Below are 14,741 nucleotides of genomic sequence, written 5' to 3' on the forward strand. Positions count from 1 at the left end.
ATCGGCCGACTGTGACAACCCCGGGCTACGGGCATGGCCTGCTGCTTCAGCAGGAGCTGCGGCAGGCCGGACTACCCGCCTACCTTATGCGGATGGCTCTCGAGATCCTCCCGTCAGCGATCACGGTAACGACCGTCGATCTGCTTCTGAGCATCCTGCGGTCAAGGACGGGAACGGACGTAGGAGGTTCCGGTACCGGTCCCCCGTCCTCCCGAACGGCCGCCGAACGTTTTCTCGCGGGTGGTCACACAGACCGAACCCGGACCGGCGATCAACCGGAAGATGGGGACGCGCTGTCTTCGCTGTTCGAACTGTGGACAGCGGAAGGCGGCAGCGGTGCCGCCCTCGCCCGCCTCCTGGCCGTGGTCGAGTACCGTAGACGGGCGCTGCCGCTGGAACGGTCGAGAGAGTCCGGCGGGGCGCTGGTCGAGGCCCGCACCGAACTCACCACCTTCTGGATTTCGTCCGGGCATGACCTGAACGAGCTGGGAACGTTTAAGCAACACGTTCACCGAGAAGCTTTCGGAGCCCTCCCGAAGTGAATGGTGCGGGCAGTTCGGCACTTGCGGATATTCTGGCCTTCGCAGCCACCACCGTCCCGTATTACCACGACCGTCTGACAGCGCGGGGTGTGTTCCCGGAGGTCGCCGAACAGGTGCTGTTCGATCTCCCGATCCTCGACCGGGAGGAGGTGCGCAGGCACCGGGTCCGGCTACGGTCCGAGGCCGGCGAGTCGTCCGGCTGGCGCACCGTGCGAACTACCGGGACCTCCGGCATACCGGTCGAGATTACGATCGACCAGGAGGCACAGCAGGCTGAGATGGATGCACTGACCCGGCAGATCACGGCGGTTCTTGATCCAGCCGAGTGGCTGGACGACGGGCTTGTTCACCTCACTCTGCATCTCGCCTCCACGACCCGCTCCCAGCGTTCACCGTGGTCGATCCACGGAACAATGACGAAGTGGAGCTTCAACAGGGTCTGGCATCTTCCGCCAGATCTCCTGGGACGCTCCCTGCACCATCTCGATCGGCGTGTCGTGACCGGCATGCCGTCCGTGCTCACGCTTGTGGCCGAACGCGCGAGGGATGTGGGAGCGATCCGCCCACACGCCCTGGTTCTTTCTGGCGAAACGGTACAGATGGCCACCCGCAGGCGCCTGGGCGAAATATTCGACTGTCCGGTGACGTCACTTTACACGCTCGCCGAGTTCGGGGTCGTCGGCAACGGTTGCCTCACCACGGACGACTATCACGTGAACGAGCGTGATGTGGTCGTGGAGATTCTCGAGCCGCGGCTGACCGTCGAACCGGCGGCTGGCCGCGGCGGGGAAATCCTCGTCACCGGTCTGGTCAATCGCGCCATGCCGCTGCTGCGGTACCGGACCGGAGACCGTGGAGTATGGTCGGCGGGCTCCTGCGGGTGCCCCGTGCCCGGCCGTCGATTCAGTATTACGACCGCCCGGTCGTTGCATGTCGTGGCCGACGGGGCGAACGGCCGTCGCATCACCGAGCTCGATCTCTGCAAGTTGTTCACCCAGCTCGATGTCCAGGGCGCCCGAATCGTGCAGACGACACCGACGGATGTGGTCGTCGCATATGAGGCTGATCGGCCGCTTCCCTCGGACGTCCGGGAGATGGCCGAGATGTCGGTGCGGCAGCTGGTCGGCCCGGGAATCACCGTCTCCGTCGCACGGGTCACCGAATCCGCCGTCAGCGGAGCCGCCCCGGTGCCGACCGGGGCCGGCCGGATGGCCGGCGGAGCGACCCCTCCGCGGCAGACGGAGGCCGACGAGGTGGTCGGCTGGGCCCGCCCGCGGCTCGCGCAGGTGCCCGGCCTGCTCGCCGCCGTTCTCACCGGCTCGATTCTCGACCCGGTCGCCCGTAGCAGGTTCAGCGACATAGACATGCACCTGCTCGTCGACGACGCCCGCCCGGAGCTCTGGCTCGACCTGACCCGGGAACTGCACGCGGAGCTTCCCGGCCTGCGCGTGAATGTCACGGACGGTGCGACCCTCGCGGCTTCACCACTGGTCCTGAGCCGGCTGCTCGCGGAGCGGCAGCCGGTCGTCGGAGATCTCTCCGAGCACGGGCTACGGCAGCCTGAGGCCGCCGCCCTCCGGGCGGAAGCCACCTTCTGGGCGCAGGACGCGCAGGCGGTGCTGTGGACCCAGGTCAGCTCTGTGGGCACGGACCGGGATCCGCTGCGCGACGCCTGGCTCGCCGGCCGTTACATGCTCGATGCCTTTCGCTATCACTTTCTCATCCGCGGCAGACGGGAAACGGCTGCCAGTCAGGTGGCGGCGGCCAGCGAAGCCGACCGCCTGCCGTATTACCGCCTGCTCTTCGAAGTCATGGAGGTCAGCCGGGAACACCGCCCACCCCCACCGGCGGAGTCGGACGAATGCCGTGGGTATCTTCTCGGCGCGCTGTCCTGCATCCGATGGTTCACGCAATCCCTGCGTGGCGATGCGGTCCCCGGTCCGGCGGACCGCCAGGAAGGGTCTCCTCCGTCGTAGGCGACCGGCAGAGCGTGAAGGTGCATCCCCGGGGATTCCGGCCCGGCCCGGCCGCGGGCTTCGCCTTCATGGCGGTTCCGACCGGTATACGGCCCGCTTCTCGGCGGCCCCCGCTGCCGGCTCCGGCCTCCCCACCACGTCTGCCGCACTGAATTCCGCGGTCGTTGGGGATCTCGACCACCTGCCGTGCACGGACGTTCGCATCCGAGTCGCTTACCGGTCATGTGCGGCTGCGAGCGTGCGGACCGTCCTTGTGAAGGAGGGTCTTCATGGCAGTCAACCGCCGTCAGGTGGTCGTGGGAACCGGCGCGGCCGGCCTGGGCTTCACCCTGTCGGGTGCGGTGAGCTCGGTGTTCGCCGGTACCGCGTCCGCCGCAACACCGAAGAAGTTCACCGGGTACGGCGAGCTGGTCCCGGATCCGAAGGGCCTGGTCGATCTTCCCCCCGGCTTCCGGTACACCGTGCTGTCCCGAGCCGGGGTCGACTCCCTGACCGGCGGGGGTGCGGTACCCGGCGCGCCCGACGGGACGTACGCGTTCCCGCTCGGCCCGGGCCGCAGCGTTCTCGTCCGCAACCACGAGCTCTCCCCCGGAGGCACGGACCTCGTCCCGCAGCGGCCGGGCATCACCTACGACCCGGCCGCCCCGGGCGGGACGACGACCGTCACCGTCGCCGGTGACCGGCTGCTGTCGGCCGTACCCAGCCTGGCCGGCACCATCCGCAACTGCGCCGGTGGCAACACCCCGTGGCGCACCTGGCTGTCCTGCGAGGAGACCGAGGACACCCCGGCGACCAACCCCGCGCTCACCAAGCGGCACGGGTACGTCTTCGAGGTCGACCCGTTCGGTCGGCTGCGTGACCGCGAGGCGGTGCCGCTGACCGCGCTCGGCCGGTTCGCGCACGAGGCCGTCGCGGTCGACCCCCAGTCGGGCTGCCTCTACCTGACCGAGGACGCGTCCAAGCCGTACGGCCTGATCTACCGCTTCCTGCCCCGCCGGCCGCTCGGCGGGCCCGGCAGCCTGCGGGCCGGCGGCAAGCTGCAGGCTCTGCAGGTCCCCGGTGTCCCGGACCTGTCCGCCATCAGCGAGCTGCACACCACGGTGCAGCTGTCCTGGGTCGACGTCCCCGACCCGGACGCCGCCACGGTGTCGACCCGCAAGCAGTTCGCCGCCGGCCAGGTCACCCAGGTCCCGAAGGGCGAGGGCATCTTCTGGTCCGGGCGTTCCGCCTACGTGGTCTCCAGCTACGCCAGGACCGCGGACGGCGCCGCCCGTGACCACGCCGGCCAGGTCTGGAAGCTCGACCCGAAGAAGGGCACCCTCGAGCTGGTGCTGCTGATCGAGCCGGGCGGCCGGTTCGACGGCCCCGACAACATCACCGTGTCGCCCAACGGCGGCATCGTGCTGTGCGAGGACGGCGACGGCGAGCAGTACCTGATCGCGCCGTCGGCCGAGGGTGTCCCCTACCCGCTGGCCCGCAACGCCGCCGGCGAGAGCGAGTGGGCCGGCGCCACGTTCTCCGCGGACGGCCGCTGGCTCTACGCCAACATCCAGAGCGACGGCCTCACGGTGGCGATCACCGGCCCGTGGTGGCGCGGCTGAGCCGTCCGCCTCGCGACCGCGAGAACGCGAGCGCGAACGACCCCGGGACGTCGAACGCGGCGTCCTGACGCACCGGTGCGCTGACCGGTGCGCCGGCTACCCGGCCGCGATCGGCCGGGTAGCCGGACCGGGGACCCAGCTGCCGGCCGCCATGACCCGCGTGACCCGCAGATCGGCGTCGAGCACGACGAGGTCGGCGTCCAGCCCGGGGGCGATCGACCCGCAGCGGTGGGCGAGGCCCAGCACCCGGGCGGGGTTCGTCGCCGCGGCGGCGACCGCCACCTCGAGCGCAAGCCCGGCCGCGACGGCGCGGCGCACCGCCAGGTCCATCGTCAGGGTGCTGCCGGCGAGCGCGCCGGTGGCGGCCAGGCGGGCCTGCCCGTCCCGGACCCGGACCGGGTGGCCGCCGAGCAGGTAGTCGCCGTCGCCGACACCCGCCGCGTCGACCGCGTCGGTGACCAGCACCAGGCGCGCCGGCTCGGCGGCGACCAGGCGCAGCAGCGCCGGGTGCACGTGCACACCATCGTTGATCAGTTCGCAGGCCACACCGGCGTCGAGCGCCGCCCCGGCCGGGCCGGGCTCGCGGTGATGCAGCGGGCGCATGCCGTTGAACAGGTGGGTGGCGAGCGTCATGCCAGCCGCGAAACCGGAGGCGGCCTCGTCGTAGGTGGCGTCCGTGTGGCCGGCGGCGGCGATCACCCCCGCCGCGAGCGCGGCCTCGGTCACCGCGCCGGCCCCGGGCAGCTCCGGGGCGAGGGTGATCACCCGCAGCGTGCCCGCGCCCGCCGCGACGAGCTCGGCGAACACCCCGCGGTCAGGCGCGCGCAGATGCTCGCCCGGCTGGGCGCCACGGCGCGCGGGCGCGAGGAACGGCCCCTCCAGATGCGCGCCGACCACATGGCCATCCGGCCCCGGCCCGGCCGCGGTGAGCGCCGCCACCCAGGACAACTGCTCGGCCAGGCGCTCCACCGGCGCCGCCACCAGCGAGACCAGCGTGCGGGTCGTGCCGTGCGCCCGGTGGAAGGCCACCGCCGCGGCCAGATCGGCCGGTGACGCCGTGACGTCGTGCCCGCCCCCGCCGTGGACGTGCAGGTCGACGAACCCGGGCACCAGCCAGGACCCGGCCAGGTCGACGATGTCCGCGCCGCCCGCCTCCCCACCGACAGGCCCGGCCGTGGGGCCGACCTCGGGGCCGACCTCGGTGATCAGGCCGTTCTCGACGCGCACCCGGCCGGGGTCGAGGACACCGTGCGGCGTCACCACCCGGGCGCCGGCCAGAAGGATCATCCCAACCTCCCCCTCGAGCCTCCCCCCGCGGGCCCGGCGTGCCCCGTGGCGGTGCGCGGGTGTGGCGGCACGCTCACCGTAGCGGCACCGCGCTGCGGGCCGGACGGGCGCCATGACGACGTAACGGACAGATCGCGCGTCCTGAGTTGAAGAAGCCCGGCGCTGGGCGTCCACTCGAAACACGGACTTCTCGCCCGGCGTGCCGCACGGCCCGGTCCCGCTGACCGGCCGCGCACGCCCGGCGGGACGTCACCGGACGACCGCCGACGGGAGCTGAATGCCGGACGGACGGGAAGCGACACCGGGCGGGGCCCGCGGCCGCGCCGAGCCGGACGGGCTGCCCGCGCGTCCGGCGTCGCGCGGCGCGTTCCGCGCGATGGCCGCCATCGGGCTGGCCTTCGTCGGGCTGGCCGCGGCCGTCGCGATGGCGCTGCCCGAACACATCGGTAAACAGGCGGCGCAGGCCGCGGTGACGGCTGCCGCGCTCGCCTCCGCGATCTGCTGCCTCGTCACCGCGCGACGGGTGCCCCGGCACGAGCGCCGGTGGCGGCGGTTCGAGGCGGCGGCGATCACGTCGAGCTTCGTGGCGGGAGTGGCCGTCTCGATGGTGGCCAGCGGGGAGACCGTCCCCGATCTCGCCGCGACCGGGGCCGCGCCGCTGCTCGGCTATGTCCTGGGCCTGGCCGGGCTGCTGACCTTCCCCACCGAACGGGCCCGCGCCATCCCGATCAGCACGAACAAACGTGGCGGGATGGCCTGGTACCTCGAGGCCGTCCTCGACGGGCTGCTCGTCGTCGGATCGCTGCTGCTGCTCGTCTACGCGATCCTGGTCGTCCCACTCGTGCGGTCGGCTCAGATCAACCAGGCGTCGCTGGCGTTCGGGGTGGCCGGCGGGGCGGGCAAGCTCATCCTGCTCTCCGCCGTCATCTTCATCCTGATCTTCCGACGGCCGACGGGCTCGGGATCGCTCAGCCTGCTCAGCGCGAGCCTGCTCCTGTTCGCCGTGACCGACGGCGCCGCGCTGAACGCCTACGCGAAGGCCACCGACGGCCCGGACGCGGTCGTGCTGGTCGGCTTCGCCGGCGGCAGCGTGCTGACCGCGCTGGCCGCCGCCGCCCCCCACGACGGCATGATCATCCGGACGAGGCGCAGCCCGCGCGGGGTCTGGGCCCGCGTCGCCGTGCCCTACCTGCCCCTCGGCTGCGTCGGCGCCCTGCTCGCGACCCAGATCATCACGCACGCCGACATTCCGGTCGCGCAGATCATCGGCATGCTCGCGCTGATGCTGCTCGCGCTCGCCCGCCAGCTCGTGACCACGATCGACAACACGCTGCTGCTGGCCCGCTACGAGGACAGCCGGGCCCGGCTGCACCACCAGGCCTTCCACGACCCGCTGACCGGCCTGGCGAACCGCACGCTTTTCTTCCGCCGGCTGCGCGCGGCCATCAACCGGCACGAGCGCACCGGCCACCCGGTGGCGCTGCTGTTCTGCGACCTGGACGACTTCAAGGTCGTCAACGACAACCTCGGCCACGCCGCCGGCGACCGGGTCCTGCGCACGGCGGCCCACCGGCTGGCCCAGGCGGCGGGCCCGACCGACACGGTGGCCCGCCTCGGCGGCGACGAGTTCGCCGTCCTGCTCGACACCGGGGCCGCGGACCGGGCGGGCGGGCGCACCGAGGAGCTGCGCGCGGCCGGCGACCGGATCCGCGCGGCGCTGCGGATCGCCGTGGCCATCGAGGACCGCCGGCACCTGGTGCGCGCCAGCCTCGGCCTGGTGATCGTGGGCACGGAGGCGGGACCGGTCTGCCCCGACGAAGTGCTCCAGCACGCCGACCACGCCATGTACGCGGCGAAACGGCTGGGGAAGGGCAGCCTCGTCGTCTACTCCCCGGAGATCGACGACTCCCGGCAGGCCGGGATGGCGGGGCAGGCCGGGATGGCGGGCTGAACGGCAGGCTCAGCCGGCGGGCCGGGCGGCGGGTGCCGCCCGGAGCGTCAGTTCTCCACCCACCCGTACTTGCGGGCGACGTCGGCGAGCTGGCGGCGGATGTGCAGGATCTGCGCGCCGGTCAGCGACGGCTCGGTCTGCAGCAGGACCTCGGTGACCTCCTGCGTGAACTCCTCGGCCGGCAGGACGTCGCACAGCCCGTCGCCGCCGTCGTCGTGGCGGGAGACCACCGGCGCCGGGGCGGTCGTGACGGCCGCCGGCCCGACGACCGAGCCCGCCGCCGGGCCCCGCAGGATCCGGGCCGCCGACGCCTTCCGGCCGCGGTCGCTCTCCTCGACCTCGAACTCCATGACCACGCCCGGCACTACCAGACTCTTCTCGACGAGGAGATCGTTCGCGTGCAGGAAGACATCCTCGCCGCCGTCGCTGGGCGCAAGGAACCCGTAGCCGCGCACATGATCAAAACGAAGTACTTTTCCCGTACTCACAACTCACCCACAGCCCCTGAGAAACCCCATGATCTGGCCCACTGCCGACCGCACCCGCCAGTCACCCCAGACGGAACCGTGGCAGTCGCCAGTCATCTTAGGCAGCTCGCGTCGCCGTGACCCAGGTTTTCGCCGCGCCGGCTTGCCTGGCCGCCGCGGCCGGGTCACACTGCGACCCAGTGGCCACGCCCACACCCCGCGCCGCCCGCTCCCACCCGGCGACACGCGTGGTGATTGGGGAGGGGGAGCATGTTCGGTCGCCGCAGGACCACCGTGGACGAGCATCCATCCGACCACGCGGCGCGCGGGCCGGCACCTGCCGCCCTGGACGGCCCCGGCCCGTACGACGTCTCCGAGCTCGCCTGGCCCGGCGGGGCAGGCGAGGCGGCGCACGAGGCGCCGGCCGACCCGCCCGACGACGAGGCCCGTTCCCGCTCCGGCTCCGGCGACGTCGTCCCGGGTGTCGGAGCTGTACCCGGTGGGGTGGGGCGGCACGCGCCCGAGATTCTCGACCTCGGCGCGCTGCGCGTCGCGGTGCCGCCGGGAGTGACCGCGCGGATCGCCCGCGGCACGCGGACCGGGCCGGGCACCGACCTCGTCCTGACGGCCGCCGGGCTCACCGTGCGGGTGACCGTGTTCGCCGCGCCGACCAGCGGGCGACTGTGGGCCGGAGTACGCGCCGAGCTGGCCGCCGGCCACCCGGAGTCGGAGGTCCGCGACGGCCCCCACGGCCCGGAGCTGCTGCTCCCGGGCTGCCGGGTCGTCGGAGTCGACGGCCCACGCTGGTTCCTGCGGGCGGTCGTGACCCCGGTCGACGCCGACGGGGCCGACGAGATCCTGCGCGGCCTCGTCGTCGTACGCGGCCCCGCCGCCATGCCGGCGGGCACGGCCCTGCCGCTGCTGCCGGTCGGGCCGGCCGGCAGCCGCCCGAACGCCGGAGCCCTCGACGACCTGTGGACCGACGAGCCGCTGACGGCCGGCACCGGAACCCTCGAGGGTCGCCGCGCCGTGCACGAGTACGCGGCGGCCTTCACCGGCGACCTCAGCCGCAACCTGTCGACCTGGGGCTGAAGCCCCACCGGGCTGTGGGGCATGATGCAGCCGGGGGTGGGCCGTGCCATGCCCGTCTCCCCCGTCTCCCGACCCGACTCGACCTTGATGGCGGCGGTGTGCGCACCGAGCAGGACCTGGCCTACGCGACGCTGTCCGACGCGCAGCGTCTCGATCTGTACCTGCCCACGGGCGGCGGCGACCCGCTTCCGGTCGTCGTCGCGATCCACGGCGGCGGGTTCGCCGTCGGCGACAAGCAGGACATGGCCCGCACCGCGCACGCGCTCGCCGACGCGGGCTACGCGGTGGCCAGCGTCAACTACCGGCTCTCCGGTGAGGCGGCGTTCCCGGCGGCGGTCGCCGACGTCCGGGCCGCGGTGCGCTGGCTGCAGGCGAACGCGCACCGCCTCGGGCTGGATCCGGCCCGGATCGGGGTGATCGGCGAGTCGGCCGGCGGCTACCTCGCCGCCATGCTCGGCGCCGCCGGCGACGACCCGCTGTCCGAGGACGTCGACCTGGGTCCTCCCGTGGGCCTGGCCCCTGTCGTGGACCTCAGCCCCGCCGGAGCGCGGCCGTCCAGCGCGGTGCGGGCGGTGGTCGACCTGTACGGCCCGGTGGACTTCTCGACCATGGACGCCCAGCTGCGCGCGAATCCGCGCTGCCCGGCCCGGGCCGCCTCGCACGACCGCGCGGACTCCCCCGAGTCGCGTTTCCTCGGCGCGCAGATCACCGCCGCGCCGGAGCTGGTGCGTCTGGCCAGCCCGCTGTCCCACCTGCGCCGTGACCGCCCGCCGCCGCCGTTCCTGATCGAGCACGGCGACACCGACTGCACCGTCCCCTACCAGCAGTCGCAGCAGCTCGCGGACGGCCTGTACGCCGCCGGCGGGTCGGTCGAGCTCACCCTGCTGCGGGGGGTGGGCCACGGCGGGGCCTTCCCGCTCGCCGAGCGCCTGGCGGGCATCATCCGGTTCCTGGACCGCGCCCCGCGCTGATCTTGGCCGCTACTGACGGGGTCGCTGCTGACAGGGTCTCAGGGACGGAAGCTGTCGGGGTCGGCGGCGGCCCAGTCGGCCGCCCACGAACGCGGCGCCTCGGCGAGCAGCTCACCGGGTTCGAGCCACTCGTACAGCTCGGCGTAACTGCGGGTGTCGGTGTGGGTGATGCGCCGCATGAGCATCCCCGGGTGGAGCTGCTCGGGCCCGGTGCAGCCGAGCGAGGCCATCACCTGCACCGCCTGGGCAACGGTCGCCGCCTGGTAGCGGCGGACCCGTTCGCTCTTGTCGGCGACGTCGAGGGCGCGGGCGCGGCGCGGGTCCTGGGTGGCGACCCCCACCGGGCAGGTGTTGGTGTGGCAGCGCTGGGCCTGGATGCAGCCGACCGCCATCATCATCGCCCGGGCCGCGTTCGTGTAGTCCGCGCCCTGCGCGAGCCGCTTGACGACGTCCACCCCGCTGGCGACCTTGCCGGCGGCCCCGATCCGGACCCGGTCCCGCAGGCCCACCCCGACCAGCGCGTTGTGCACGGTGATCAGGCCCTCCGTCAGCGGGGTGCCCACATGATCCTCGTACTCCAGCGGTGCGGCGCCGGTGCCGCCCTCCGAACCGTCCACCACGATGAAGTCCGGGGTGATCCCCTCCTCCACCATCGCCCGGCAGATCGCGAGCAGCTCGCGGCGCGACCCGACGCACAGTTTGAACCCGGCCGGTTTGCCGCCGGCGAGCTCGCGCATCCGCCCGACGAACAGGACGAGCTCGCGCGGGGTGGCGAAGACCCGGTGGAACGACGGGCTGATGCACGCGACCCCCTCGGGGACCCCGCGGGCCCGGGCGATCGACGCGGTGACCTTCGCCGCCGGCAGCACGCCGCCGAGGCCGGGCTTGGCGCCCTGACTCAGCTTGAGCTCGACCATCCGCACCGTGGGCAGCGCGGCGACGTCCTTGAAGCGGGCCGGGTCGAAGTCACCGTCGGGGGTGCGGGTACCGAAGTAGCCGCTGCCGATCTCCCAGACCAGGTCGGCGCCGTGGCGCAGGTGGTACTCGGTGAGCCCGCCCTCGCCGGTGTCGTGCGCGAAGCCGCCGGCCGCGGCGCCACGGTTCATCGCCAGCACCGCGTTGGCCGACAGCGACCCGAAGCTCATCGCCGAGACGTTGAGCAGCGCCATGTCGTAGGGCTGGGTGCAGTCCGGCCCGCCGACGCGCACCCGCGGCGGCGCGGAGCCGGGGGCGACCGGCACGGGCGCCGTGGAGTGCGGGAGGTACTCGTAGCCGACCTCGTTGACGTCGCGCTCGGTACCGAAGGCCTGGTCCCCATGGGTGCCCTTGGCCCGCTGGTAGATCATCGTCCGGGTGGCACGGTCGAACGGGCGGCCGTCGTAGTTGCGCTCGACGAAGTACTGCTGGACCTCCGGGCGGATGGTCTCGAGCAGGAACCGGGCATGCCCGAGCACCGGGTGGTACCGCAGGATGGCGTGCTGGCGCTGGACGACGTCGTGCACGGCCACGGCCAGCAGCGCGCCGGCCACCGCGGCGGCGGCCCACCAGCCGGCCGTGGCCAGCAGCGCCCCGCCGACCGCCACTGCCGTCAGCACGGCCAGGACCAGCACGGTGACGAGCGGCAGCATGGCGATCGCGTCCTTCCCCGCCCCGATGCGTCGGGTCACGGCAGCTGTTCGCACCGCCCCGATCGGCCCGGACCGGGATCCGAGGCGGGTCCGGATCCGACCGTATCCCGCGCTTCGTCCCGGTGGCGCCACCGCCGCCATCCCAAGATCAGCTTGGACGTCCACACACGGCCGCACGATCCGGGTCCGGATCGTGCGACCGGCCGGCGGCTGTCAGCTGTAGCGGAGGTTGTCAGCTCTGCTGGAGCTGCGCGCGCGGTCGGCCCGTCTCACGCGGGGCCGCGGCAGCCGGGATGGGCACATCCCGCGCCCCCCGGCCGGGGATGAACAGGCCGATCAGTACGGCGGCCGCCGCCGCGCCCGCGCCGAGCGCGAACACCGCGTGGAAGCCCGCCAGCGACGGAACCTCCCGGCCGTCGAACGTGATGGTCATGTTGGCCAGCATCACCCCGACGATGGCAGCCGACGAGGAGGTGCCCAGCGAGCGCATCAGGGTGTTCAGACCGTTGGCCGCCGCGGTCTCGGTCGCCGGCACCGCGGCCATGATCAGCGACGGCATCGACGCGTAGGCCAGCGCCACCCCGACCCCGCCGATCACCGCGAGGAGCACGACCTGCCAGACCGAGTGCATCACGAACAGGCCGATCAGGTAGCTGACCCCGATGATCGCGGAACCGAGCACCAGCGTCGTCTTCGGCCCCCACATCGCCGACACCCGGGCGGTGAGCGGCGAGGCGAGCATCATGACCACCCCGAACGGGGCGAAGCACAGCCCGGCGACGACCATCGACTTGCCCAGCCCGTAGCCGGTGCCCGCGGACAGCTGCAGGAACTGCGGGATGACCAGCCCCATCCCGTACATCGCGAAGCCGACGACGACCGAGGTCAGGTTGGTCATCAGCACCTGGCGGCGGGCACTGACCCGCAGGTCGACCACCGGGGAGGCGTGGCGCAGCTCCCACGGGCCCCACATGGCCAGCACCGCGAGCGCGGCGAGCACCGTCCCCAGGGTGGTGGTGGACGTCCAGCCCCAGGTGCTGCCCTTGGAGATCGCCAGCAGCAGGCAGGTGATCCCGGCGCCGAGCCCGAGCGCCCCGACGACGTCGAAGCGGCCGCGGACGTCGCGCACCGGCGACTCGGGGACGACCCGCCACAGCATGGCGAGCACCAGCACGCTCAGGACGGTGGCCGTCCAGAAGAGCACGTGCCAGCTGAAGTTCTGAGCGATCAGCGCCGAGGTCGGGACACCCAGCGCGCCGCCGATGCCGAGCGAGGAGCTCATCAGCCCGAGCGCGGAGCCGAGCCGCTCGGGCGGCAGCTCGTCGCGCATGAGGCTGATCCCGAGCGGGATCAGCCCGGTGGCCAGCCCCTGCAGCCCGCGGCCGACAACCATCTGTGGCAACGACGTGCTCAGCGCGCAGACCAGCGAGCCGGCGCCGAGCAGCCCCACGCTGCCGAGCATGATCCGGCGCTTGCCGTACATGTCACCGAGCCGCCCGGCGACGGGCGTCGCGACGGCACCGGCCAGCAAGGTGATCGTGACGACCCAGGTCGTGTTGGACGCCGAGGAGTCCAACAGGTGCGGGAGCTGCGGAATGATCGGCACGACCAGGGTGTGCATGAACGACGCCACGATGCCCGCCACGGCCAGCGCCGCGGTCAACAGGCTCGGGCGCGGCGCGGTCGGTCCCATCGGCGCCGTCGACGCCGGGCCCGCCCCCGGTTCGGCCGGGTCCGTGCGAGCTCGCGCCATGGCGGTACTCCGATTCGACGAAGGTGGTGCGGGCTCGACGAAGGTGGTGCGCGGCGGCGACGCCGGGACAGACTGCCAGGCCGAACGCCAGCTCAGGCGTTTCCTATATGCATGCTACACGCAATATGGTTTATACACATCCTGTCGTCACACCGTTAGACTGGGAGAAAGGTCACGGTCCGCCGCCGCTGGTGCGCGCGGACGTCCAGCGGAGGCCCGGGTGCACGACAGTCTGCGCGACCTGGAGCGGGAGCTGATGCTGCTCGCCAGGCACCACATCGCGCCCAACGCCGCGAGGCGCGGGCGAACGCGTCACCTCGACCGCTCCGCCTATCTCCTCCTCAGCCGCCTCGAGGCCCAGGGCCCGATGACCATCGGCCAGCTCGCCGAGGCCTTCTCCCTCGACGTCTCCACGGTCAACCGCCAGACCGCCGCGGTCCTCCAGGCCGGCCTGGCCGAGCGCATCCCCGACCCCGACGGCGGCCTCGCCCGCAAGCTGAGCATCACCCCCGAGGGAGCCCGCCGCGTCGCCGACGACCGCGCCTTCGTCATCGGCGAGCTGAGCGGCCTGGTCTCCACCTGGTCGGAGGACGAGTTACGCCTGTTCGCCAGCATGCTCGAGCGCTTCAACGCAAGCATCGAAGCCAAGGACGGCCAGCGCCCCTGGCCACGCTCCGCTTCCGTCCCCGGCCGCTGACCGCAGGGGCGCGCCGGCGGCGGCACCCCCTCGAGACACCAGCGCGGCGCGGCGCGCCGTGGCAGCGCCTGGTCCGCCGCCACCGCCGCACCGGCGAGTACGCCTTCTACCGCTCCCACGCGCCAGGCCCGGTCCCGCTGTCCGCGCTGGTCAGGGTCGCTGGCCGCCGCTGAGTCGGCGAAGAAACGATCCAGACCTGTCTCGCGATGCTCGCCCATGCTTTCCTCGCCCGGCTGTTCACCGCTCTCGTCGTCCAGACGACCGAGACTGTTGCCCACGTCCTGCACTGGTCACAGTGGCGGCGCCGCCATCAGGCCACCGCCCGCGCCAGCCACTACCGACGACGACGGGTTCTCCGGGAGGTAGGCGCAGTGTCGCGGCCTCGTCCGGGGTGGGCATTGCCTCTGATCGTCGGGCTTCCAGGTTCGGCCGGAGGCGACGCGGTCAGCGGCGAACGCGACCAGGTCGGTGTCCCGCCACTTCGCCCTGTCGTACCGGCCAGATCCTGACCTTCCTGGACGAACCCAATCCCGTGGCTGCCCCAGGCCGGCCCCGGCTGTCGCGGGACCGGGGTGGGCGGAAGGCTCGGGTTGGCTCGGGCGAGCCGCGGGGCGGGACCGAACGTCCGTCCGGCCGGGACCTTCGTCGTTGCTCCGGCGACAAATGATTCGGGCCTGGCGGGTTCCGTACCGACCAGACTCGAGATGCGCAGGCCTGACGGCACCATCGACCGTCCAACTGTCACCGACAGTGTGCGCCCACGACCCCCAGCCGCC

General features: G+C 72.9%; 11 protein-coding genes. 7 read left to right on the forward strand and 4 right to left on the reverse strand.

The annotated features are described in order from the left end of the window. Nucleotides 1-11: 11 nt before the first annotated feature. The 3 genes from E0504_RS43280 to E0504_RS43290 all read left to right on the forward strand — a co-directional run bounded on the left by E0504_RS43280 (nucleotide 12) and on the right by E0504_RS43290 (nucleotide 4,119). Entirely contained in the window at nucleotides 12-542 is a 531-nt protein-coding gene (locus E0504_RS43280; RefSeq protein WP_112108022.1) for a hypothetical protein, read from the forward strand. Next, nucleotides 539-2,518: a hypothetical protein gene (locus tag E0504_RS43285; protein ID WP_131627298.1), complete on the forward strand. Its 1,980-nt coding sequence runs from the start codon at nucleotides 539-541 to the stop codon at nucleotides 2,516-2,518. Before E0504_RS43280 ends, E0504_RS43285 begins: the two co-directional genes overlap by 4 nt. Nucleotides 2,519-2,787: 269 nt before the next feature. Beyond that, a complete protein-coding gene (locus E0504_RS43290; RefSeq protein WP_112108024.1) occupies nucleotides 2,788-4,119 on the forward strand; it encodes an alkaline phosphatase PhoX in 1,332 nt (443 codons plus the stop codon). A gap of 96 nt (nucleotides 4,120-4,215) precedes the next feature. On the opposite strand, the gene nagA is transcribed toward E0504_RS43290, so the two are convergent. Next, nucleotides 4,216-5,406 carry an N-acetylglucosamine-6-phosphate deacetylase gene (gene nagA / locus E0504_RS43295; protein ID WP_112108025.1) on the reverse strand — a complete coding sequence of 397 codons (1,191 nt, stop codon included), beginning with the start codon at nucleotides 5,404-5,406 and terminating at the stop codon, nucleotides 4,216-4,218. A 277-nt stretch (nucleotides 5,407-5,683) separates the two neighbouring features. Between nagA and E0504_RS43300 the strand changes: the two genes are divergently transcribed. Further along, nucleotides 5,684-7,357, forward strand: coding sequence for a GGDEF domain-containing protein (locus E0504_RS43300; RefSeq protein ID WP_112108026.1), 1,674 nt, complete (start codon nucleotides 5,684-5,686; stop codon nucleotides 7,355-7,357). Nucleotides 7,358-7,404: 47 nt separating this feature from the next. On the opposite strand, the gene E0504_RS43305 is transcribed toward E0504_RS43300, so the two are convergent. Then, nucleotides 7,405-7,845, reverse strand: coding sequence for a cold-shock protein (locus tag E0504_RS43305; RefSeq protein WP_071064367.1), 441 nt, complete (start codon nucleotides 7,843-7,845; stop codon nucleotides 7,405-7,407). 249 nt (nucleotides 7,846-8,094) lie between these two features. Here E0504_RS43305 and E0504_RS43310 point away from each other — a divergent pair, with 249 nt between their 5' ends. Further along, the gene (locus E0504_RS43310) at nucleotides 8,095-8,916 is read left to right on the forward strand and encodes a DUF3710 domain-containing protein (RefSeq protein ID WP_200835409.1); all 822 of its coding nucleotides are present in this window, start codon (nucleotides 8,095-8,097) and stop codon (nucleotides 8,914-8,916) included. Between the two features lie 98 nt (nucleotides 8,917-9,014). Beyond that, on the forward strand, nucleotides 9,015-9,887 hold the full coding sequence (locus tag E0504_RS43315; protein ID WP_243657883.1) for an alpha/beta hydrolase: 873 nt from the start codon (nucleotides 9,015-9,017) through the stop codon (nucleotides 9,885-9,887). 38 nt (nucleotides 9,888-9,925) lie between these two features. On the opposite strand, the gene E0504_RS43320 is transcribed toward E0504_RS43315, so the two are convergent. Then, nucleotides 9,926-11,515, reverse strand: coding sequence for an FMN-binding glutamate synthase family protein (locus tag E0504_RS43320; protein ID WP_112108034.1), 1,590 nt, complete (start codon nucleotides 11,513-11,515; stop codon nucleotides 9,926-9,928). Between the two features lie 232 nt (nucleotides 11,516-11,747). After that, complete coding sequence (locus E0504_RS43325) at nucleotides 11,748-13,268, reverse strand: MFS transporter (RefSeq protein WP_235014434.1); 1,521 nt, start codon at nucleotides 13,266-13,268, stop codon at nucleotides 11,748-11,750. A 220-nt stretch (nucleotides 13,269-13,488) separates the two neighbouring features. Between E0504_RS43325 and E0504_RS43330 the strand changes: the two genes are divergently transcribed. Continuing rightward, complete coding sequence (locus tag E0504_RS43330) at nucleotides 13,489-13,965, forward strand: MarR family winged helix-turn-helix transcriptional regulator (RefSeq protein WP_071064374.1); 477 nt, start codon at nucleotides 13,489-13,491, stop codon at nucleotides 13,963-13,965. Nucleotides 13,966-14,741 lie beyond the last annotated feature (776 nt).

Source organism: Parafrankia sp. BMG5.11 (assembly GCF_004337455.1).

Excerpts from the sequence above, each read along its gene's own strand:
- nagA (WP_112108025.1), bottom strand. The coding sequence starts at position 5,406 with ATGATCCTTCTGGCCGGCGCCCGGGTGGTGACGCCGCACGGTGTCCTC.
- E0504_RS43300 (WP_112108026.1), top strand. The coding sequence starts at position 5,684 with ATGCCGGACGGACGGGAAGCGACACCGGGCGGGGCCCGCGGCCGCGCC.
- E0504_RS43325 (WP_235014434.1), bottom strand. The coding sequence starts at position 13,268 with ATGGCGCGAGCTCGCACGGACCCGGCCGAACCGGGGGCGGGCCCGGCG.
- E0504_RS43290 (WP_112108024.1), top strand. The coding sequence starts at position 2,788 with ATGGCAGTCAACCGCCGTCAGGTGGTCGTGGGAACCGGCGCGGCCGGC.
- E0504_RS43310 (WP_200835409.1), top strand. The coding sequence starts at position 8,095 with ATGTTCGGTCGCCGCAGGACCACCGTGGACGAGCATCCATCCGACCAC.
- E0504_RS43320 (WP_112108034.1), bottom strand. The coding sequence starts at position 11,515 with ATGCTGCCGCTCGTCACCGTGCTGGTCCTGGCCGTGCTGACGGCAGTG.